This window comes from Corynebacterium callunae DSM 20147 (genome assembly GCF_000344785.1).
Classification (GTDB): Bacteria; Actinomycetota; Actinomycetes; order Mycobacteriales; family Mycobacteriaceae; genus Corynebacterium; species Corynebacterium callunae.
This window is the reverse complement of the sequence record NC_020506.1, coordinates 208,175-228,171: the sequence shown is the minus strand read 5'-3', so window position 1 is coordinate 228,171 and position 19,997 is coordinate 208,175. Positions and strand designations below refer to the sequence as shown.

The following is a 19,997-nucleotide window of genomic DNA, read 5'->3' as shown; positions in this document are numbered from 1 at the left end:
CTACACCCTAATATGTGCGCCGAGTTCTACCGCGCGCCAGTCCTGCGCTGACTCTAGTGCTTTAGGCTGCGGGCGAATGGTGGAAATCAGCACTCCGGGATAGTTGTTAATGCAGCTGGGATCAAAATCTTCCACCACGATCAACGGTGGCTGGCGCAATAAAGCAGCAGCCAGTTTGAGCTTATTGATATCTGTAGTACTCCACGGCTGTCCCCCATTTTTCAATTTGGTTTTCAAAGTTTTGGCATCATTTTTTAGCCCAACCTGCGCTAACACCTCTTGAATTTCCGCAGTACTAGCCTGGGGCACGCGGAAACTTACCAGCCTGGAAACGGTACCTCTGCTCAGTGGCAAATGTGCTGAGGCAATCGCCATCAATGCTCTGCGATCTTGCAATTTAAGGTCTTTGAGGTTTTGCCCATTAACGATGGCTGCAGGATCATCAATAAGTTTCTTTATGAAGGCGCGAGTTTCCTCCGGAGAGCCTTTGAGGTGGATTCTTTCCCCTGGCTGCACAATAAGTTCGCCGATCTTAATGCCCGGTAATTCAGGTGTTGCTTTTAAGCCCGGCAATGCAGCTTCTGTGGCACGGTGCCGCTGGGCTTTTTCCACAATGGGTGCCAAGATCATGCAGGCAGCGCGGTAATTTTGGCGATAATCCATCACCCGGCCAAGATCACTAATTGGAGTAGCCAAAATACCCAGCAATAACATGGTGCCGGCGGTTTCATGTGCTTGCAGATGCCCCGCGAGTACCACACTAATCATGGACATTGAAGCACCCAGCACCATTATGGCGCGGCCCAACCCAGTTGCCCAGGATCTTTTGAGCGCAGCTTGTACAACTTTGTCTGAGTCTCGGGAGATAGCATTAAGCTCTCGCGGAATTGCACCTGCTGCGCGGATGCCTTCACCAGCTAATGTGGCATCTGCAATACGGGCAGCTAAACGGCCTCTTTTCCGGCGCAGCTCCCGAGTCCTCTGCAGCGTCCAGGCAGCCACCACGGGTAACAGGGAAAGTGCCACAGCCAGTGGAACAACCACAGCCCAGCCGGTTCTATGATCCATCCAAAATAGTGCGGTGAGCACTACTCCGATGAGCGGCAGCCCAGTAATGAGCGGAACGATGCCAAAGGCAATCCAATTTTTCAGCGCGCTGAGATCATTACTGGCCCGCGTGATGGTGACGCCTAAGGATGTTGAATTATCAGGCAATAAAGCAGCACCCACCAAAAGGCGCCGGACCTCATGCACATAATCTTGGCCCAGATCTTCCGCTAAAACCTTTTGGATCCACTGCCCTAGCCCAATTCCCAGTGCGGAGGCCACCAGCACGGTACCAAGGGAGCTATCCCCTGCCACCACGGCCGCCAAACTAAGCGACATGACAATTGCCAATAGGGCTTCCAAGCTGCCTAAACAGGCTAGTTGCGCCAAAAGCCAACGCCTGCGCCCTGAGAAAATTTTAGGCATATTCTCCTCCTCCCTTTACGCCTTTTTCCTATGCTTTTCCGCTATTGCCCTGTGCTCGCGGACGGAGCTTAGGGGCTTATGGGATTAGGGCGCTTAGGAGGCCAGCAGCTGCTGAGACACTTCAGGTTTGGTGAGATCAAAGGTGGGAACAACCGGCACTTCCAGAACAGCCGCTGCTTCTGCCGTAGCCAGTGGCGAAGCTGTCATCACACCCGAGGCAACTGCAACATTTAGGCCTGCTGCTTGTAGTTCTTGCACTCCGGCATGAGCACCCAGCGCATCCACCGCCGCAAAAACCACGTGATCAACACTGTCTTGGAAGCTGGAATCGCGCAAAAGTCGAGCAGTTTCCCCTTGGTAGATGCCATCGGCGATCTCCACAATGACTGTATCGGAGCCGCTGGCTGCCAAAACGTTGATCATATTGAGGCTCAGTGCGCGGATTTCTGCAAAGTTCAATTTGAAGGTGGTGGGGTATCCAAAATCCGTGAAATCAATAACCTGCGCAGCGCCGGCATCGTGATACAACATGCGATCATTTCCCGCACCCGTGCCAGTGATTTTTCCGGCTGCCACCCGCTGACCTGCAGCGCTTAAGCCATTAACCAAGCACGCTAGCGTGGTGGATTTTCCAGAGTTCATCGAGGTACCCAAGACCGCGATGACCTGCGGGCGCCGAGTTGTCTCTTGAGTTTTAAGTGGATTTGCATGGGCTGCAAAATCGCGGAGATTAACCACTTTTCCCTTAGTGGCCAACAAACCAAGTGGCTCAATTTCGGTGGGTTCTTCCATGTCATCGTGGATTTCAGTAACCACTCCCGCAATTCCGCCAGCCGCCACCAAATGGCAGGGACTTAAGTCCGCTGGCACATGCGCCAAAAATTGATCAGCCGCATAGCGATTTCCATAGGCCAACATCACCAGCGCGCCCTCAAAAAGCACGGCCTTGCGAGACTCTGGCGTTTCAATCCGCTTATGGCTGCTGATGCGCGTGACCTTGGCAATCACCACATCTCCCACCTGCGGTTTTGCTTCAGGAACAAGATAAAAAGCAGAAGGGCGCTTTTCGAAGCCCGCTGCCACCAGGCGCGTGGTGTAGCTGGCTTGGATACGCGGTGGCAGCGGAACTGCATGCTGGTGGTGGCTGATTGTTACGGGGCGCTCTAGTGCAATAGTCATGGAACTCACGAACCTTTCAAGAAGATGCTGTCTGGGTACATCTCCTAGTTAAAGGTGCGTTGATGAAACCTCCATGAAACAAAAATGAGAGAGTTTTCATCTAGCCATATTCTTTAATTTAACCGGCGCCCTTTAAGGTAGTTGACGTGCAAAATACTGAAAACACCTCAACGTCTGGGCAGGGCGTAACTTCCAAAAAAGAACTTGCGTCCGCAAATCCCTCCTTCATTCACATCCAACCCAGCCTCTACCCCGTATTGCTGGCACTTTTTGTGACTGTCTTTTTGATCTCAAATATCAACGCCACCAAAGGTGTTGAAATCGGCCCGCTGATTACCGACGGTGCCTTCTTCCTCTTCCCCATTGCTTATGTACTGGGTGATGTTTTGGCCGAATGTTATGGATATAAGTCCACCCGGCGCGCCATCATCACCGGTTTTATCATCACCATCATTGCGGTTTTCTCTTTTTATATCGCCATTTGGCTGCCTGCTGCGAGTTTCTGGGAAGGCCAAGAAGCTTTTAGCTCCACCTTGGGCCTCGTTCCCCAAATCGTATTGGCTTCTTTGGCTGGTTATATTGTGGGCCAGCTGCTTAATGCCAAGGTCTTGGTTTCCATTAAAATACGCACCGGAGAGAAGTCTCTGTGGGCGCGTTTGCTCGGTTCCACCATCGTGGGTGAATTTGCCGATACTTTGATTTTTTGTGCAATTGCAGCGCCGGTGATTGGCATTGCCACCGGTGCCGACTTCCTTAACTACGTGATTGTTGGTTTCCTATGGAAGACCCTGCTTGAGGTTATTCTCATGCCAATTACTTACTTTGTCATCGCGTGGGTGAAAAAGCGCGAAGGCTATTCCTACTAAATTAATAAAACCAAACTGGGGTACGTCACAGAAGTGATGTACCCCAGTTTTTTTAGAGTGCTCTCTTAAATTTTGGCTGCATAATAACGTCCCAAGAACTCTGCCTTAAAGTCGTAGTAGGTGCCATTGTCAATGCTCTCGCGGATTTTATCCACCAAAGTGATCATGAAATAGAGGTTGTGCATAGTACACAAAGTGCCTGCCAAAAATTCCTTGGCTTTAAGCAAATGGTGAATATATGCGCGGCTGAAGTTTTCGCTGGCATAGCCGCCAATTTCCTCATCAATGCCACGGAAATCGCGCTTAAACTTCGCACCCTTCAAGTTCACGCGACCATCCAAGGTGTACACACCGCCACGGCGACCCAAACGAGTAGGTGCCACACAGTCAAAGGTGTCCGCGCCAGCTTCAATAGCCACAAAAAGATCATCTGGCTCAGAAATACCCAACAGGTGACGAGGCTTCTCATCAGGCAATTCATCACAAACCCACCCAACAATAGTGCCCAGATTTTCCTTCTCCAGGGCACCACCAATGCCAAAACCACCAAAACCACGGCGTCCTGCGTCGACAGCCTGGCGGTCAAGGTCAAGCAAGCCGCGCACGGCTTGGCGCCGTAGGTCTTCATATTGGGCGCCCTGTACAACGCCCCACAGGGACTGCAGGGGCTTTTCGACGCGTTCCTGAGTGAGTCTTTCGTGCTCTAATAAGCAGCGCTCTGCCCAGCGACGAGTACGCTCAACCGATTCCACCTGATAGTCATAAGTATCAATAAGCGTGGTGAGCTCATCAAAGGCAAAGATAATATCCGCGCCCAGCTGATGCTGGATCTGCATGGATACTTCAGGAGTAAAGCGGTGCTTGGAGCCGTCGATCACCGAGCGGAAATCCACACCATCATCATCAACCAAGGCCATGCGCTCGCGCTTAGCAGCCTTAATGTCATTGCGGGTGAGGTTATTGGTGTCCATGGCCAAAACCTTCTTGAAGCCAGAGCCCAGGCTCAACACCTGGAATCCGCCAGAATCGGTGTAGGTAGGTCCGTGCCAGCTTTCAAACTCAGAGACGCCACCTGCCTCATCAACAATATCGGGGCCGGGCTGCAGGTAGAGGTGATAAGCATTAGACAAAATTGCCTGCGCTCCAGTTTCCCGAATCTGGGAGGGCGTAAGGGTTTTCACCGTTGCTTTGGTGGCCACTGGAATAAAAGCTGGGGTTTGAATATCACCATGGGGCGTATGGATTGTTCCGGTACGCCCATGCTTGCCGGGGGTGTCGTCGGCAAGCTTCGTTTTAAGGGTGAATGAGAGGTCTGACATGGTAGCCAAGTCTATCTTGTCGCCTGCTTCTCCTCCCATTCCTTCTCCAGGGCGGTACCTTCAACGTCCAGGCTAGGCAGGATGCGATCCAACCAACGTGGCATCCACCAGGTAGCGCGACCCATCAAGAACATCGAGGCTGGTACCAATGCCATGCGAACAAAGAAGGCGTCAAAGAACACGCCCATGGCCAGCGCAAAACCAAAGACCTTAATAAACGGCAATGGCTGATCAATAAAGGCAATAAAGACGGCGATCATGATTAGCGCCGCGGCAGTGACCACTCGAGAACCTTGGGCAAAGCCCTCAATTACTGATTGCTCAACCGGAGTGTACTTAGAATTTGGCACGCCCTTGCCCTGGTGATGGGTGTAGTGCTCGCGCATGCGTGTCACCAGGAATACCTGATAATCCATAGCCAAGCCGAAGGTCACACCGATGAGGAAGATGGGCATGAAGGAAATCAGCGGAGCTGGGGTGTTCACCAGGCCCCACAGTCCTTCCTGCCACACCAAAATAGTGGCGCCGAAGGCGGCACCCACGGAAAGCAAGAATCCAAGACCTGCAACCAGTGGCACCATGATGGAGCGGAACACCAGGATCAGCAAGAAAATAGCCAAACCAACCACCACGGCCAGGTAAACCGGCATGGCGCTTTCGAGCTGGTCGGTGATGTCTTGCTGCACGGCGGTCAAGCCGGTGGTTCCCACCGTCGCCCCGGTGACATCTTCAATTTGAGCTTCCTGGGTGCGCAGCACGTGCAGCAGTTCGGTGGTTTCCTGATCTGCTGGGCCAGTAAAAGGGCTCACCAGAATCTGGGCTGCGGTGTAATCCTCATTAACGCTGATGATCTGCGCATTTTTGACATCAACATTGGAGTTATAAGTCTGGGTGACATACATGTAGGTGGCAAAACGCGCTGCCTGATCCCTATCAAAATCAGCTTCGCCAGTATCTTGAGCATCAATTAGCGGAGCCAAGGCCGTAGCATCAGCATTAACCTCATGTGCATCAACTACCACCAAGAATGGTGCATTAACGCCAGCTCCAAAGCCCTCTGCCATTAGATCAGCAGATTGACGCTGGGTGGTATCCAAATTGGAGGTGGAGTCTGAAGGCAGAGACATTTCCAGGTTCAAAACCGGAGCTGAAAGCGCACCCAAGCCCAAGACCACAACTGCGACTACAAGCCCAGGCACCTTCTGCACAAACTTCACCCAAGTGCGACCCTTGGAACGCCTATTTAGCGCCTGTTCCCAGGTCTGCTTGGGAGTGGGGTTACCACCGATACCTACAATTTTGCCCTTAAAAGCGCGACTTCCCAGCACTCCCAACAAAGCAGGAATGAAGGTCAATGCGATAAGAACTGAGACAAAAACAGTAAAAGCTGCGGCAAAGCCCATGGCGGTGAGGAAGCCGATGTCAGCAATAGCCAAAGCGATCAGCGCGATGATAACGGTAGCGCCAGCAAAAACCACGGCACTACCAGCGGTTCCCACCGCCATGCCGGCAGCGTCAGCGCGAGGCATGCGTTTATATTCCGCTCGATAACGCGAGAGAATAAAGAGGGCGTAGTCAATACCAACAGCCAGGCCAATCATCACTGCCAACACTGGGGTGACATTGTTGAGGTCGGTAAAGGCAGTGGTCAAAACAATCGCCAGGGCACCAATACCCACACCAATAATGGCGGTAATCAAAGGCAAGCCAGCTGCGATCAGTGAACCAAAGGTAAAGACCAGCACGATAAATGCCACCACAATGCCGATGATTTCACTGGTGGTCTTAATTTCGATGGGGTCACCAAAAGCAGCGCCACCGGCTTCCACACGAATACCCATGTCACGGCCAATTTCGAGGGCCTCGTTGATGGTGTCGCGGTGAGATTCTTCTACTGACTCCGGATTCGGAACATCAATGTTGAAGGTGGTGTAGCCGATGGTTTTGTCGTCGCTAAGCACTTTGAGGTTATCTGCATCTTTAATCGCAGTTTCCTCAGGCAGACCCATGGAGGTCATTTGCTCGATGACGGTTTCTTCTAGCTGTGGGGAAACTTCGACTGGATTGCCAAAGCGCTCTCCCCCACCAAAATCCTCAAGGTTAGTTTCAATATGATCCACAACTGCATCTATGGCAGCCATCATCTCTGGATCATCCAGGGTTTTGCCCTCAGGAGCTTGGAAAACCACATTCACGCCGGCGGCCGTCACCGGGTTCGTCTGATCAGGGAAATTTTCAACCAGAGAAACAGTGGCATCAATCGAAGGGGTGTCTTCAATAGTGAAAGAGTTACTGAACCCCTTCTGCATCGTCAGGGCCAGACCACCAACAATGGCCAAAATAAGTAGCCATGCCGAAATCACAATCCACTTGCGATTATAGGACCATCGCCCCAACCTGAATAGCAATTTCGCCACGGGGTTGCTTCTCCTCTTGAATGAGCTATTTTTTAACGCCCCACTAACTTACCTGCGGTAGCTGTGAATCCGAGAAAATCTCCTAGATCCGACGCTTCTTCCACGCGATCACAGAACCAATTACTCCCACAAGCAGCGTGACAACATAAGTGACTAAAGAAATTGTGGAGGAATTAAAGAGATCGAAGAAATCTGGCTGGAATTCGTTGGAGTAAATGGACGGCTCATACATTGACCATCCGAAATCGAAAGAAGTCCGCGACTCAGGCTTCATCAAAATTCCGGAAATCGACATCATTACCAGAGGAAAGAACACCCAAAACCACGGAAACACCCGCTCCTCTGTGGATTGTTTTCGTAACAAAGAAACGCCGACCAAAGCGGTCACAGCGGTCGCAAAGAAAAGTGCAAGGTTCATGACCACAGAGTAGAGCAATTCATCCGCACTTATTGGTTAAGAATGCGAAAAAACCGGCTCTTAAGCAGCTACAAACTGCTTAAGAGCCGGTTCTTACACTGGCGGTGGCGGGGGGATTTGAACCCCCGGTTGGGGATTACCCAACATTCGCTTTCGAGGCGAACACCTTCGGCCGCTCGGACACGCCACCGCGAACCAGCTTAACGGAACGCTAAGGTAGCGGACAAATCACTTACTTGTCGTTTTTGGAGAAAGCACCCAAAACCTTATTGGCTGCGTCCTTTACCTTCTCACCAGCATCACTTACGGCATCTTTAACATTTGCCTTGGTCTGGTCGGCACGACCCTCATCCGCGAGGGACTCGTTGTCGGTTGCTTCACCAAAGGATTCCTTGGCCTTGCCACCAAATTCTTCTGCCTTGTTGGAAAAATCGCTCATGTATTGCTCATCTCCTAAATAGTTGGGGCGTTGATAAGCCCCACCATAGGCCGACCTACGCCGAAATTCACGGAGCTTAATACAATATTAATGAATTTGTTATCTGTGGCCTTCAAAAAAGCCGGTCATCAAAGCAGCGCACTCTGCCTCCAGAATTCCCGCAGTAACCTCTACTTTGTGTAGCACCAGGGGATCACGTACTACATCAAAAACGGAGCCACAGGCCCCGGTTCGCGGTTCATAGGCACCAAAAACAATACGACCAATGCGGGCGCCCACGAGGGCACCGGCGCACATGCTGCAAGGTTCTAGGGTGACCACCAGGGTGCAGTCAGTTAACCGCCAACCGTCATTAAAACGGCGAGCGGCGCGTCGCAAAGCAATAATTTCAGCATGGGCCGTGGGATCGCGGTCAGTTTCGCGGCGGTTGGTGGTGGCTGCCAAGATCTCGCCACTGGGCGCATAAATCACCGCACCCACCGGCACATCACCCGGCGGAGTTTGGCGGGCAATGTCGAGGGCATGGCGCATCCGGCGCTCATCATCAAGGACGCGCGCCTGTGTGGGAAGGGCTGGCATTAATCCAGGTCCACTGCTCGGGCTAGCTGGTTATCAAAACCAATTTCTTCGGCGATGCGCAGCAATTGCTCTGCGGGAGTGATATCAAAATCATCGCAAATAACGGAAAGAACCTCTTCTGACAGGCCCAAATCGGCGAGAATATCAAAATCGCCTTCTGGCCACGGATCAATATCGTCTAATTCCGCGGGGTCGAGATCAGGGATATCTGCGTCCAGCTCATCCATGACATCGGCGGCAAAATCATCATCAACCGCCATCGTGGCATCGGAAAGAAAAACAAATACCCTACTTGGGGTAGGACGCACGATCACAAAATATTCATCTTCAACGCATAATAACGCAAAAGCAGGTCCCTCACTGCGCATCGCACGCACAGCATTAATAGAGGTAGAGAGCTTGGAAAAATTATCCTCAAACTCTCGAACCTGCCAACGGCCTTCATTTAAGGTGGCCGTGACTGCGAAGCTCAGGCCGTCCTCTTTGGTGTTCATAGAGCTAACCGTAGTAGGTATGTGCCACACTTGTCAGGTGACTACCAAAGACATTTCACGGCCCGTCTGCATTCTGGGCCTCGGCCTCATCGGAGGATCTCTCCTCCGCGATCTCCATGCTGCCAATCACCCCGTCTTCGGATATAACCGCTCGCGCTCCGGCGCTCGCTCCGCCGTTGGCGAAGGCTTCGACGTCTCCGCCGACCTCGAGGCAACGCTCCAGCGCGCCGCCGCCGAAGACGCCCTCATTGTCCTTGCGGTTCCCATGACCGCCGTTGCAACGCTTCTCGACGAAATACAGGTGCATGCGCCTCACAATGGAATTACTGATGTGGTGTCAGTAAAAACCGCCGTCTACAACGAAATTAAAGCCCGCAATATGCAAGATCAGTATGTAGGCTCCCACCCAATGGCCGGCACCGCTGAGTCCGGCTGGGGTGCATCCATGACCGACCTCTTCAAGCGTGCGGTCTGGGTTGTTACCTTTGACCACCTCTTTGAAGGAGAAAAGGTTAGCTCCCGCTGGGTTGGCATCTGGAAGGACGTCGTGCAGATGGCACTCGCCGTTGGTGCAGAAGTTGTGCCTTCGCGCGTAACCCCGCATGATGCTGCTGCAGCCCGAGTGTCCCACCTGCCACATATTTTGGCTGAGACCTTGGCCATTGTGGGCGATAACGGTGGAGCGCTTTCCCTCTCCTTGGCTGCTGGAAGCTACCGCGATTCCACCCGCGTTGCCGGCACTGATCCCGGACTAGTCCGCGCCATGTGCGAGGGCAATGCCAGCGCTTTGCTCAAAGCTTTGGATGAAGCCATGGTGATCTTGCAGGAGGCCCGCGATGGCCTGGCTGCTGAAACGCCAAATATCGAGTCCTTGGCTGACAATGGCTACCGCTCTCGCATTCGTTATGAAGCACGCTCCGGCCAGCGCCGTTCTAAGGAATCAGTAAGCCCTACCATTACCTCTTCCCGACCAGTCCTGCGTCTGCACCCTGGTACCCCCAACTGGGAAAAGCAGCTCATCCACGCAGAAACCTTGGGTGCCCGCATCGAGGTTTTCTAACTTCTTAGAGTCAGGCAGTGCGCAGCAAAATGCTGCACACTGCCTTTTCTTTTTAGGACATGCAAAAAATCCCAGGCAAACAAACGTTTACCTGGGATTTTAATTTGTGCGCCCGGAGGGACTCGAACCCCCAACCTTCTGATCCGTAGTCAGATGCTCTATCCGTTGAGCTACGGGCGCAGTGCTGAAAACCACTGTGTGGCGCTCTCTGCAACGACTGATTACATTACACAGCATTTTAAATTTCAACAAATTTGCAGGTAAACACGGGTTTAACAAGAAATGATTTTGTGATCCTCGCGACCGAGGGAGGCGCAAATTTAAATCCCTCGGATTCAGTACCTCGGATTCACGCAAAAAACCTCGGATTCAGCACTCTTTCCGAGGTACTGAATCCGAGGTTTTTATTTGTGCGCCCGGAGGGACTCGAACCCCCAACCTTCTGATCCGTAGTCAGATGCTCTATCCGTTGAGCTACGGGCGCAATCTAGTCAGAATAAACTAACTAGAGCGGAGACGAGAGGATTTGAACCTCCGGTCCCCCGTTAAGAGGACAACTCATTAGCAGTGAGTCCCATTCGGCCACTCTGGCACGTCTCCTTTGGTTCACACGGCGTTGCCGATAGAACCGATTAGTTACAGTACCCTCAATTCTCAAATTTGAGCAAACCGTGTGGTCAAAGCCCTAAACACAAGCGTGTCCAGGCACACTAGTACGCTATTAATTATGATTCGTGCTGACCTTGCCACTATTCCTTCCTATGCCCCCGGCCGTCGCCTAGAAGATGCCCTGAAATTATCCAGCAATGAGGTAAGTTTTGCTCCCCTCCCCGCGGCAATTGAAGCCGTCACTGAGGCAGCTTCCTCCGCTAACCGCTACCCAGATATGGGAGCTGTGGAGTTGAGGAAAGCCCTGGCAGAGCACCTAGAGGTGGAATTAGAGCAGGTCACCGTGGGCAATGGATCCTCAGCACTGTGCCAGCAGCTGGTGCAGGCCACATGCAACGCCGGCGATGAAGTTATTTTCCCTTGGCGCAGCTTCGAGGCTTATCCCATTTTCGCCCAGGTAGCGGAGGCAAAGCCAGTGGCGATTCCACTCACTGCGGAGCACAACCACGATCTTGATGCGATGGCAGCAGCGATTACTGAGCGCACCCGCTTGATCTTCATTTGCAATCCCAATAATCCTTCTGGAACCACCATCACTCAGCAGCAATTTGATGATTTCATGGCAAAGGTGCCCGAGCAGGTTGTAGTGGCTTTGGATGAGGCTTATTTTGAATTCAACCGCGCCGAAGACACTCCCCTAGCCACTGAGGAAATCAAGCGTTTTAGCAATGTCATTGGGCTGCGTACTTTCTCCAAGGCTTATGGTCTTGCAGGCCTGCGCGTGGGTTATGCCTTTGGCGATAGTGAGCTCATCACTGCCATGAATAAGGTGGCAATCCCCTTTGCGGTGAGTTCCGTGGCGCAGGCAGCGGCTTTGGCCAGCCTCAATGCCGCCGATGAGTTGATGGAGCGGGTGGAAGAAACCGTCGAAAAGCGCACGTTGGTGGCGCAGGCGCTGGGCACCGCGCCGACTCAGGCGAACTTTGTGTGGATTCCGGGCCCCAATACTGCTGAACTGGCGGAGAAATTTGCCACCCAAGGCGTGGTGATTCGTGCGTTCCCGGAGGGTGCGCGCATTACCGTCACCAATGCCTCTGAGGTTGAGCACCTGATAACGGCCTGGGAGGCCATAAATGCTGGGTAGCGCGTGGCGTTTTGCGGTGCGCACGTTGGCCGGCGCCGCGGCGTTGTGGGTAGTTATTTTGCTTGTCGACGGCATCTCGCTGAGCCTTCCCACCACGCCTATCTACGGCACCGGTGAATATGACCAAGTGCTGACATTTCTCGGTGTGGCAGCAATTATTGTCATTTTGAATTCCACCGTAAAGCCAGTGCTGAAACTTTTGGGATTACCGCTGACAATTGTCACCTTGGGACTATTTTCCCTGGTTATCAATGCCGTCATTTTCCTGTTGGCTGAGGCGATTTCCAATGCTTTGGGGTTAGGCCTTTCCATTGAAACCTTTAGTGCTGCTTTTATTGGTGCCATTGTGATGGCTATCGTCAACTGGATTCTGGGACCCATTACGGGAATTTTGGGCGCTCGCGGCGATTAGGACGACAAAACCCCTGGTCAATCAAGATCAGGGGAAATGCTGTTTGCGGAGACGGAGGGATTTGAACCCTCGGATGGTTTCCCATCGCTGGTTTTCAAGACCAGTACATTCGGCCGCTCTGTCACGTCTCCAGCATCCCAAAAATCAATAATGATATTTGCGACAAGTTGAGATATTACCCGATAGTCTTAAACAAACTAAAACTGCCCTATCCAACCTGAAGTTAGGCACATTTTTATGGCAATACTCTCTGCTTTTGTCATGGCATTTATCATGGCCACAGTGCCGCTATTAGTGCCCTTAATTTTTGTCATTATCGGCCATCGCAAGAAAAAAGCTTTGCCCCGTCCAGGACACCGCCCCGGTTTCCTGTTGACGCTGTTGATCTCCATGGCAGCTGGGCTCATTGTGTGGCTAATCTGGCTGAGCTGGGACAACTATTCCACCGACGAGTTCGGATATTCCCACGGCCCCTATCAACCATGGCAAGTGGTGGCCTGTGGTACCACCATGGTGGCAGTAACCATCGCAATTGGACTTTACTCCAAGTGGCCAATCTCTGGACCTTTCCTAGCCGCGATTGGCGCTACCTGGGGTTTTAGTGTTGCCTGGGGCATTGATGCCTTTTCCATGGATGACACAGGGTTATCTGGCGTTGGTTTCATCATGGTGTTATTTGGAGTGGGCTGGAGTCTCGGTCTCATCTCTGCACTCGTTGCTGGAATCGGCAACTACCTGCAGCAACGCCAGACCTCACACAATGCCTAGCTAAGTTGGCCTACCCTCGGACTTTATGACTCCAAAAACGATGCAAGCAATTGTGCAAACCGAAGAGAAAAACACTGCTTCCTTAGAACTCCAAGAAGTCCCAACTCCTCAGTTACAACCCGGCGAGGTGTTGGTAGAGGTCAAAGCAGCTGGAATTAACCGCGCTGACCTTTTGCAGTCCCAGGGCAATTACCCACCTCCTCCCGGCGCGTCTGAGATTTTTGGCCTAGAGTGCGCTGGCATCATCGTTGATGCAGGTGATACGGACCGCCAGGTGGGAGAAGAAGTTGCTTGTTTGCTCAGTGGTGGCGCTTATGCCGAATATGTTGCGGTGCCAGCTGGCCAGCTAATGCCTATTCCTGCAGGTTATTCCTTCGTGGAGGCAGCATCCATCGTGGAAGTTGCCTGCACCGTATGGTCCAATATCGGCATGCTTGCGGGCTTAAAAAAGGGAGATACCTTCCTTATCCATGGTGGCGCAGGTGGCATCGGCACCTTCGCAATTCAAATGGGTAAAGCTTTGGGTGCCACCGTGGCAGTGACTGCCGGCTCCGCAGAAAAACTAGCGACCTGCAAAGAGCTCGGCGCTGACATCTTGATCAACTACCGCGAGGAAGATTTTGCGGAAGTTCTTAAAAACAAGGCGAATGTCATTTTGGATATTATCGGCGCAAAATACCTGGGCCAGAATGTCAAAGCTATGGCACCGGACGGCCATATGGTTGTTATTGGTTTCCAGGGTGGCATCAAGGGCGAACTCAACCTCGGTCTTCTGTTGGCAAAGCGTGGCACAATTTCTGCCACTGCTCTGCGCAGCCGGGAGGTTGCAGATAAAGCTCGCATTGTTAAAAGCACTGTGGAGAACATCTGGCCACTGCTCGAGGATGGCACTATCTCCCACCACATTGATCACACTCTGCCCTTAGCGGAGGCTGGCGCTGCCCTCATGAAGTTGGAAGAAGGCAGCGTGACCGGAAAACTAGTGCTGGAGGTTTAGGCCAAGGAGGCCAGCACACGAATTAGCTGGTCAATCTCATAATTGGTGCTAAATGGGCTAAGACCAATGGTTACCGATCCCCCAGCTTCGCCGACACCCATTGCATCCAGCAGTGGATCGGCGGGGCTGACGGTGGTGACTAGATGGTTGTCCACCAAACGTCGGTGCACCATTTCAGCGGGCACTCCGGTAACTGTGAAGCTCAACCGCGGAATGCGATCTAAATGAGCAGCTTCTTGGCCAGCGGCATCGCCAGAAATGCCAATAATGTGCACTGCCGGCAGCCCCATCAGGGAATCAATAAGATGCTCCAGCAACCGCTTTTGATAGGTCGCCAAAGACTTCATGGACTGCTGTAGGTCTTCAGCGTTTTCATCCAAGATTCCCAAATGGCGGATTAGATTTGGCACTCCACCAAAGAGACCATGTGGCAGCACGCTGGCTGGAAGTTCCAAAGGAATCTTCTTATCCAGACGCGGGAACATAGAAGTATCACGGAAAATCAGGGCAGAGACCTGCGGTCCGCCCATTTCGCCCAGGTCCAGCATGACAATATCGGCCTGCCAGTCCTCCAAATCTAGGGGACGATAAGCGGCATAAGAAGTAGCATCGACCATCACCCAGGCGCGCGATTTCGCGCGCACATGCTCCACAATTTGAGTTACTGGTGCCACCGTGCCCAGTAGGGGGTGCGCTGCGGACAGTACAACCAGGCGCGTGGCGCCGTCGACAAGCTCTTTATATTGCCAGTCCGGCAGCAAACCGGTGCCCAAATCGGGCTCGGCCCAGCAGAAAGTACCGTCCAAGGTACCAAAGGGCGCCGTCAGCCACAGGGCATCGGCGCGCGATAATACGACGCCTGCTTTACGACGTACAAAAGATCCCAAGGATTGCGCTAGCGCCTGGGTGAGGTATTGCCTGGTGGGGCCAAGCACCACACAGTCTGGGTTCACCCCCACCATCTGGGCGATAGATTGGCGCGCTAATTCCAGCTGTTCAACAGCCATGGGTTCTGCACGCCCTGCGGAAATTTGGGCATGCGTACGAAACGCTGCCGCTACTCCTGAGGCAACACGCTCCGGAACCTGTGGAATCTGATGCACATTCAGGTACGTCCAGCCATCGCCCAAAGAAGTATAAAGCCCTCGAACCCTGGCCACATCGAAAACCACGAAAGGCACTCCTTCCAACGTCACAGTACTTCTTTGCACTCTTGCAACAACATTACCCCACCATGGGACACATAAACCCGTCTAAACTCACCAGCGCCGATACGGAAAATTGGGTGAACGGGCGCTAGGGTGTCTATTGTGCAGGAACAATCTAAGCAGAAAGACCTACAGGCTGATCTCGCCAGGATTACCTCCGTGACATCAGACACAGCGCCGGAATCTCAATCAATGACCTTCCGTGCCGCCTGGGATGATATCGTCCGCGGATTTAAGCAACATGAACTTTGGCTGCAGCTTGGCTGGCAAGATATTAAACAGCGCTATCGACGCTCCGTGCTTGGCCCCTTGTGGATCACCATTGCCACCGGTGTGATGGCGCTGGCGCTGGGCTTGCTCTACTCAGTCCTCTTCAAAATCCCTTTGGCAGAATTCCTTCCCCACGTTACCGTCGGTTTGATCCTGTGGAATTTTATTTCTGGATGCATCAAAGAAGGCGCTGATATCTTTGTGGACAATGAAGGCCTAATTAAGCAGTTGCCCTCAGCGCTCTCCGTACATGTGTATCGTCTGGTGTGGAAACAAGCCCTCTTTTTAGCGCATAACCTGGTCATTTGGCTAATCCTCATGCTCATCTTCCCACGCCCACTGGGCTGGGATGTGCTGCTGATTATCCCGGGAATGTTCCTCTTGGTGATCAACGGTGTGTGGGTGGCTATGTTCTTTGGCATTGTTGCCACCCGCTACCGCGATATTTCCCCACTGTTGGAAGCTGGCACCCAGCTACTTTTCTATGTCACCCCAATTGTATGGATGACCTCTACTTTGCAAGATCACAGCGCTGAGGTGGGCGGACGCGCCCGCTTGGCTGAGCTCAACCCGCTCTATCACTACTTGGAAATTGTGCGTGCTCCCATGATCGGCGCTTCCCTGCCTGCTTATCACTGGTGGATCGTTATTGGATTTACCATTGTGGGCTTGGGTCTCGCGCTGATCGCAATGAAACAATGGCGCTTCCGCGTCAGCTACTGGGTATAGGAGTAAGCCACCATGGTTTCCATTGACACTTATAACGCCTGCGTTGACTTCCCCATTTTCGACGCCAAATCCCGCTCCATGAAGAAGGCTTTCCTGGGGGCAGCTGGTGGCGCAATTGGCCGCAACCAGGACAATGTGGTGGTTGTTGAAGCACTTAAAGACATCAACCTGCACCTGCGTGAAGGCGATCGCATCGGCCTCGTTGGCCACAATGGCGCCGGAAAATCCACCCTGCTGCGCCTGCTTTCTGGCATTTATGAGCCCACCCGCGGTTCCGCCGATATCCGCGGCCGTGTAGCTCCAGTCTTTGATCTGGGCATCGGCATGGATCCAGAGATCTCCGGCTATGAAAACATCGTCATTCGAGGCCTTTTCCTCGGCCAAACTCGCAAGCAGATGAAAGCCAAAATGGAGGAAATCGCGGACTTCACCGAACTCGGCGAATACCTCTCCATGCCGCTGCGTACCTACTCCACGGGTATGCGCATCCGCCTTGCGCTCGGCGTGGTCACTTCGATTGAGCCCGAAATTTTGCTTCTCGACGAGGGTATCGGGGCAGTCGATGCCGCCTTTATGGCTAAGGCCCGTGACCGTCTGCAGGCGCTCGTAGAGCGCTCTGGCATCTTGGTATTTGCCTCCCACTCCAATGACTTCCTGGCCCAGCTATGCAATACCGCATTATGGGTAGACCACGGCCAAATCCGCGAAGCTGGACTGGTTCCAGACGTGGTGGAAGCCTACGAAGGCAAGGGCGCTGGCGATCACGTTCGCCGCCTGCTCACCCGCTTGGAAGAAGAGAAAAAGGCTTAAGTTTTAGGTAGTGAAACTGACCCCTCCACATTTACGTGGCAATATATAGGCCATGGCACAAACCACTACCCACCTCCAGCCGGGCATCAACGTCGCAGCGGTCATTGTGACCCACAATCGTGTGGAGTTGCTGCGGCATTCCCTTGAGGTTGTTGCCAATCAAATCTATCCAGTGCAACACATTGTGGTGGTAGATAACGGCAACGATCCTCGCGTCGAAAAGCTCCTTAAAGAGGTTGCCGGCGAGCGGGGCGTTTACACCCCCTCGCGCACCAATTTGGGTGGCGGTGGCGGTTTTGCCTATGGGTTTTTGACCGCGCTGGCGCTTGGCGCCGACGCTGTGTGGTGCGCTGATGATGACGGGCGCCCAGAGGGGCCGGAGGTTTTAAAGACGCTTATCGACGCCGCCTCCCGCCACAATCTGGAAGAGGTTTCACCAGTCGTATGCAATGCCGAAAATCCTGAGCGCTTGGCCTTCCCGCTGCGCCGTGGCCTGGAATGGCGCCGGATGCGCAGTGAGTTGATTGATCCGGCAAAGCCTGAGGACGACCTCTTGCCCGGTATCGCATCACTATTTAATGGCGCCTTGATCAGCGCTTATGCCATGGAACGCATCGGCGTGCCAGATTATCGACTCTTTATCCGTGGTGATGAGGTGGAGTATCACCGCCGTCTGGTGCGCTCCGGTCTACCATTTGGCACCTGCCTGACCACCGCTTATTTGCACCCAGATGGCTCCGACGAATTCAAGCCAATCTTGGGTGGACGTATGCACACCCAATATCCAGACAATGACACCAAGCGCTTTTTCACCTATCGCAACCGTGGCTATTTGATGGCACAGCCCGGTATGCGCAAGCTCCTACCGCAGGAATATGCCCGTTTTGCGTGGTTCTTCCTGGTGCAAAAGAAGGATATTAAAGGCTTTAGAGAGTGGCTCCGCCTGCACCGTTTGGGCAGGCAGGAGAAGTTCTCACGCCCTTAAAGTCTCATAAAAGCGGTTAAATCCTGCGATCAGGCACATCATAATGCCAATCGGTAACAAATAAATTGCGCCGATGGCAGCTACTGAAAGCAGGGTATTAACCAAGGTAGATGGATTTCCGCCGGTCAGGGATAACACTCCATTGCCCAGTAAGAGGCATAGACCAGGGACAAAAATAAGCAATCCACCAACCAATCCCACCCAGGTTTTCCAGGTGGGATTATTGCGATCCCGGAAATTATCCCAGGCTGCTACCAGTCCTGCGAGACTGATAATCGCATAGGCCACCCCGGCCACCACCTGCATACCTTGAGCTGAAAACACCAAGGTCAGCAGGATAAAGTAAAGCACTCCGAGCAGACCTGCCAGCATTGTTAGGTTCATATTTTTCATTGGTTAGCCTACTTTGCGCGGAAGATCAGAGTTCTTTGGACAATGAAGTTGATGGTGGTTCCGGTGCCCTGTGCAATCACAAAGGCCACCACCATGGCTAGTGCTTCATTCCAATTCCAGGATTCAAAAAGCGCGGAACAAAAAGTCTGCAGACCAATGTTAATAAAGAAGGTCACCGCATAAAGCGCCACTACTGCCAAGAAGCGGGAGGTGGAACTTTCAGCTTGGAAAGTCCAGCGACGATTGATCATATAGGCGGTGGTGGTACCGGCAATGAAGGAAATGGTGCGGGCAATTGGCACGGGCAGCCCAAAAACCAGCTGGAAGAGCGACAATAGACCGAGATCAACAACGGCAGAAAGGCCACCGGTGAGGATGAATCGGAAAGCTTGAGTCTTTAGACTCATGGGCCGAATGATGTTTAGGTCTTGGTTCTCTGACACGGGATTACACAATACCTAGAAACGCAGCAGCTCCCTATAAACGTCGAGGCGATCCACCGGGGCCAACTGATTTTCACCATAGGCACCTAGCTCTTCCAAAATCTGCAAGGAGGTGGCACACGCTGCTGTAATCTCCTTGGCACTGAGTGGCGATCCATCATCTGAGACCCATCCTAAAGCGCTCATTGTGGATTCGATCACTTCCACAAAGAGGGCTTCATCACCAAGACAGGCCAGCGCCAGTACACAAGACCAAAAAGCGTCACTTGCTTCGGCACTGTGCTCCGCGGGCAACGCCCGGGAGGTTCGCACGCGGTCGGCGTCGATAAGCGTATGTCTTTTAAGATCAAGCGCTTGCAACAGCGGAATAAAATCAAATACTCCAGTGCGATCAACCAGATCAATTACTTCGGGGCGCACCCCGGAGAGCACATCGCGGATGGTGTCAGTACCGGTGAGTTCCGCATTGATAGTGGCCTGGTCAAAATCATCATTAAGCCCACCGCAGCCGCCGATGCACAACGCGCGTGGGGTGCCATTATCGCGGGGATAAATTTCTAGACACTGCAGGTTAAATTGCCACAGTCCCCAAAAATAGAAGAGTTCATCGCCTTCCACGCGCAAAAGTTCCGAAAGTTTTTTGGAAGCTTCCATGGGTTGATGCTGAAAATCTTCAAAGCGCCAGGGTGCGGAATCCCCGCCCACCCCGAAGGAAATATTAAGCACCGTGTGCAGTTCTTCAAGGTCCATGGCGGAATCAAGACCTATTTGACGATAAATTTCTCCGTCTGCCTGCACATTATTTGCTCGCACAATCAGCGTGCGCTGTGGATCAACGGGTGGTTGAACCTCATTTTGGGCCGATCGATGCGCGCGTGCAGACGCCAGGGAGATGACGTTGTCGCGGGCATAGTTCGTGGGCATGTGCCCCAGAATAGCCACATTTAATACTTTGGCGTTGGGAGGCTAAAAGAGAAGTCGCAAA

Annotated in this window: 21 protein-coding genes and 5 tRNA genes; 9 read left to right on the top strand and 17 right to left on the bottom strand. The window is 52.8% G+C overall.

What is annotated here, in order from left to right; translation table 11 throughout:
- Positions 1–1,473 (bottom strand): ABC transporter transmembrane domain-containing protein, encoded by a 1,473-nt coding sequence (locus H924_RS01055; protein WP_015650114.1) that lies wholly within the window; start codon positions 1,471–1,473, stop codon positions 1–3.
- Positions 1,474–1,566: 93 nt separating this feature from the next.
- A complete protein-coding gene (locus H924_RS01050) occupies positions 1,567–2,652 on the bottom strand; it encodes a P-loop NTPase family protein (RefSeq protein WP_015650113.1) in 1,086 nt (361 codons plus the stop codon).
- A gap of 146 nt (positions 2,653–2,798) precedes the next feature.
- Between H924_RS01050 and H924_RS01045 the strand changes: the two genes are divergently transcribed.
- Positions 2,799–3,518, top strand: coding sequence for a queuosine precursor transporter (locus H924_RS01045; protein WP_015650112.1), 720 nt, complete (start codon positions 2,799–2,801; stop codon positions 3,516–3,518).
- A gap of 65 nt (positions 3,519–3,583) precedes the next feature.
- On the opposite strand, the gene tgt is transcribed toward H924_RS01045, so the two are convergent.
- From tgt to H924_RS01010, 7 genes are all read right to left on the bottom strand, one after another.
- A complete protein-coding gene (gene tgt / locus H924_RS01040; RefSeq protein WP_015650111.1) occupies positions 3,584–4,837 on the bottom strand; it encodes a tRNA guanosine(34) transglycosylase Tgt in 1,254 nt (417 codons plus the stop codon).
- Between the two features lie 11 nt (positions 4,838–4,848).
- The gene (locus tag H924_RS01035) at positions 4,849–7,254 is read right to left on the bottom strand and encodes an MMPL family transporter (RefSeq protein WP_015650110.1); all 2,406 of its coding nucleotides are present in this window, start codon (positions 7,252–7,254) and stop codon (positions 4,849–4,851) included.
- Between the two features lie 82 nt (positions 7,255–7,336).
- On the bottom strand, positions 7,337–7,690 hold the full coding sequence (locus H924_RS01030; RefSeq protein ID WP_029703736.1) for a hypothetical protein: 354 nt from the start codon (positions 7,688–7,690) through the stop codon (positions 7,337–7,339).
- An 81-nt stretch (positions 7,691–7,771) separates the two neighbouring features.
- A tRNA-Ser gene (locus H924_RS01025) sits at positions 7,772–7,862 on the bottom strand.
- A 42-nt stretch (positions 7,863–7,904) separates the two neighbouring features.
- Positions 7,905–8,111 (bottom strand): CsbD family protein, encoded by a 207-nt coding sequence (locus tag H924_RS01020; protein ID WP_015650108.1) that lies wholly within the window; start codon positions 8,109–8,111, stop codon positions 7,905–7,907.
- Between the two features lie 99 nt (positions 8,112–8,210).
- Positions 8,211–8,690: a tRNA adenosine(34) deaminase TadA gene (gene tadA / locus H924_RS01015; RefSeq protein WP_015650107.1), complete on the bottom strand. Its 480-nt coding sequence runs from the start codon at positions 8,688–8,690 to the stop codon at positions 8,211–8,213.
- Positions 8,690–9,184: a tRNA adenosine deaminase-associated protein gene (locus H924_RS01010; RefSeq protein WP_015650106.1), complete on the bottom strand. Its 495-nt coding sequence runs from the start codon at positions 9,182–9,184 to the stop codon at positions 8,690–8,692. Before H924_RS01010 ends, tadA begins: the two co-directional genes overlap by 1 nt.
- A gap of 37 nt (positions 9,185–9,221) precedes the next feature.
- Between H924_RS01010 and H924_RS01005 the strand changes: the two genes are divergently transcribed.
- Positions 9,222–10,244 (top strand): prephenate dehydrogenase, encoded by a 1,023-nt coding sequence (locus H924_RS01005; protein WP_015650105.1) that lies wholly within the window; start codon positions 9,222–9,224, stop codon positions 10,242–10,244.
- Positions 10,245–10,351: 107 nt separating this feature from the next.
- Here the strand turns inward: H924_RS01005 and H924_RS01000 are convergent.
- From H924_RS01000 to H924_RS00990, 3 genes are all read right to left on the bottom strand, one after another.
- Positions 10,352–10,424 (bottom strand) — tRNA-Arg (locus H924_RS01000).
- 231 nt (positions 10,425–10,655) lie between these two features.
- A tRNA-Arg gene (locus H924_RS00995) sits at positions 10,656–10,728 on the bottom strand.
- 27 nt (positions 10,729–10,755) lie between these two features.
- Positions 10,756–10,844, bottom strand: a tRNA-Ser gene (locus H924_RS00990).
- A 127-nt stretch (positions 10,845–10,971) separates the two neighbouring features.
- Here H924_RS00990 and hisC point away from each other — a divergent pair.
- Both hisC and H924_RS00980 read left to right on the top strand, forming a co-directional pair.
- Positions 10,972–11,997 carry a histidinol-phosphate transaminase gene (gene hisC / locus H924_RS00985; RefSeq protein WP_015650104.1) on the top strand — a complete coding sequence of 342 codons (1,026 nt, stop codon included), beginning with the start codon at positions 10,972–10,974 and terminating at the stop codon, positions 11,995–11,997.
- Positions 11,987–12,409 carry a phage holin family protein gene (locus H924_RS00980; protein ID WP_015650103.1) on the top strand — a complete coding sequence of 141 codons (423 nt, stop codon included), beginning with the start codon at positions 11,987–11,989 and terminating at the stop codon, positions 12,407–12,409. Before hisC ends, H924_RS00980 begins: the two co-directional genes overlap by 11 nt.
- Positions 12,410–12,455: 46 nt before the next feature.
- Here the strand turns inward: H924_RS00980 and H924_RS00975 are convergent.
- Positions 12,456–12,540 (bottom strand) — tRNA-Ser (locus H924_RS00975).
- A 106-nt stretch (positions 12,541–12,646) separates the two neighbouring features.
- On the opposite strand from H924_RS00975, the gene H924_RS00970 reads away from it, so the two are divergent.
- Both H924_RS00970 and H924_RS00965 read left to right on the top strand, forming a co-directional pair.
- A complete protein-coding gene (locus tag H924_RS00970; protein ID WP_015650102.1) occupies positions 12,647–13,177 on the top strand; it encodes a hypothetical protein in 531 nt (176 codons plus the stop codon).
- 40 nt (positions 13,178–13,217) lie between these two features.
- On the top strand, positions 13,218–14,174 hold the full coding sequence (locus H924_RS00965; RefSeq protein WP_015650101.1) for an NAD(P)H-quinone oxidoreductase: 957 nt from the start codon (positions 13,218–13,220) through the stop codon (positions 14,172–14,174).
- On the opposite strand, the gene H924_RS00960 is transcribed toward H924_RS00965, so the two are convergent.
- Positions 14,171–15,346: an aminotransferase class V-fold PLP-dependent enzyme gene (locus H924_RS00960; RefSeq protein ID WP_015650100.1), complete on the bottom strand. Its 1,176-nt coding sequence runs from the start codon at positions 15,344–15,346 to the stop codon at positions 14,171–14,173. The genes H924_RS00965 and H924_RS00960 overlap by 4 nt on opposite strands.
- A 138-nt stretch (positions 15,347–15,484) precedes the next feature.
- On the opposite strand from H924_RS00960, the gene wzm reads away from it, so the two are divergent.
- Genes wzm through glfT1 form a run of 3 tightly spaced genes read left to right on the top strand, consistent with a single transcriptional unit; the run spans position 15,485 to position 18,176 of the window.
- Positions 15,485–16,381, top strand: coding sequence for a galactan export ABC transporter permease subunit Wzm/RfbD (wzm, locus tag H924_RS00955; RefSeq protein WP_015650099.1), 897 nt, complete (start codon positions 15,485–15,487; stop codon positions 16,379–16,381).
- A gap of 12 nt (positions 16,382–16,393) precedes the next feature.
- Positions 16,394–17,191 (top strand): galactan export ABC transporter ATP-binding subunit Wzt/RfbE, encoded by a 798-nt coding sequence (gene wzt, locus H924_RS00950; RefSeq protein ID WP_015650098.1) that lies wholly within the window; start codon positions 16,394–16,396, stop codon positions 17,189–17,191.
- A 52-nt stretch (positions 17,192–17,243) separates the two neighbouring features.
- A complete protein-coding gene (gene glfT1, locus H924_RS00945) occupies positions 17,244–18,176 on the top strand; it encodes a galactofuranosyltransferase GlfT1 (protein WP_015650097.1) in 933 nt (310 codons plus the stop codon).
- Here glfT1 and H924_RS00940 read toward each other — a convergent pair.
- Genes H924_RS00940 through H924_RS00930 form a run of 3 tightly spaced genes read right to left on the bottom strand, consistent with a single transcriptional unit; the run spans position 18,165 to position 19,936 of the window.
- Positions 18,165–18,569 (bottom strand): hypothetical protein, encoded by a 405-nt coding sequence (locus H924_RS00940; RefSeq protein ID WP_015650096.1) that lies wholly within the window; start codon positions 18,567–18,569, stop codon positions 18,165–18,167. The two genes, glfT1 and H924_RS00940, sit on opposite strands and share 12 nt — an antisense overlap.
- 8 nt (positions 18,570–18,577) lie before the next feature.
- Positions 18,578–19,012 carry a GtrA family protein gene (locus H924_RS00935; protein ID WP_015650095.1) on the bottom strand — a complete coding sequence of 145 codons (435 nt, stop codon included), beginning with the start codon at positions 19,010–19,012 and terminating at the stop codon, positions 18,578–18,580.
- 15 nt (positions 19,013–19,027) lie between these two features.
- Entirely contained in the window at positions 19,028–19,936 is a 909-nt protein-coding gene (locus H924_RS00930) for a hypothetical protein (protein ID WP_015650094.1), read from the bottom strand.
- Positions 19,937–19,997: the final 61 nt, after the last annotated feature.

Excerpts from the sequence above, each read along its gene's own strand:
- H924_RS01055 (WP_015650114.1), bottom strand. The coding sequence starts at position 1,473 with ATGCCTAAAATTTTCTCAGGGCGCAGGCGTTGGCTTTTGGCGCAACTA.
- H924_RS01050 (WP_015650113.1), bottom strand. The coding sequence starts at position 2,652 with ATGACTATTGCACTAGAGCGCCCCGTAACAATCAGCCACCACCAGCAT.
- tgt (WP_015650111.1), bottom strand. The coding sequence starts at position 4,837 with ATGTCAGACCTCTCATTCACCCTTAAAACGAAGCTTGCCGACGACACC.
- H924_RS01020 (WP_015650108.1), bottom strand. The coding sequence starts at position 8,111 with ATGAGCGATTTTTCCAACAAGGCAGAAGAATTTGGTGGCAAGGCCAAG.
- tadA (WP_015650107.1), bottom strand. The coding sequence starts at position 8,690 with ATGCCAGCCCTTCCCACACAGGCGCGCGTCCTTGATGATGAGCGCCGG.
- H924_RS01010 (WP_015650106.1), bottom strand. The coding sequence starts at position 9,184 with ATGAACACCAAAGAGGACGGCCTGAGCTTCGCAGTCACGGCCACCTTA.
- hisC (WP_015650104.1), top strand. The coding sequence starts at position 10,972 with ATGATTCGTGCTGACCTTGCCACTATTCCTTCCTATGCCCCCGGCCGT.
- H924_RS00980 (WP_015650103.1), top strand. The coding sequence starts at position 11,987 with ATGCTGGGTAGCGCGTGGCGTTTTGCGGTGCGCACGTTGGCCGGCGCC.
- H924_RS00970 (WP_015650102.1), top strand. The coding sequence starts at position 12,647 with ATGGCAATACTCTCTGCTTTTGTCATGGCATTTATCATGGCCACAGTG.
- H924_RS00965 (WP_015650101.1), top strand. The coding sequence starts at position 13,218 with ATGCAAGCAATTGTGCAAACCGAAGAGAAAAACACTGCTTCCTTAGAA.
- wzt (WP_015650098.1), top strand. The coding sequence starts at position 16,394 with ATGGTTTCCATTGACACTTATAACGCCTGCGTTGACTTCCCCATTTTC.
- glfT1 (WP_015650097.1), top strand. The coding sequence starts at position 17,244 with ATGGCACAAACCACTACCCACCTCCAGCCGGGCATCAACGTCGCAGCG.
- H924_RS00940 (WP_015650096.1), bottom strand. The coding sequence starts at position 18,569 with ATGAAAAATATGAACCTAACAATGCTGGCAGGTCTGCTCGGAGTGCTT.
- H924_RS00930 (WP_015650094.1), bottom strand. The coding sequence starts at position 19,936 with ATGCCCACGAACTATGCCCGCGACAACGTCATCTCCCTGGCGTCTGCA.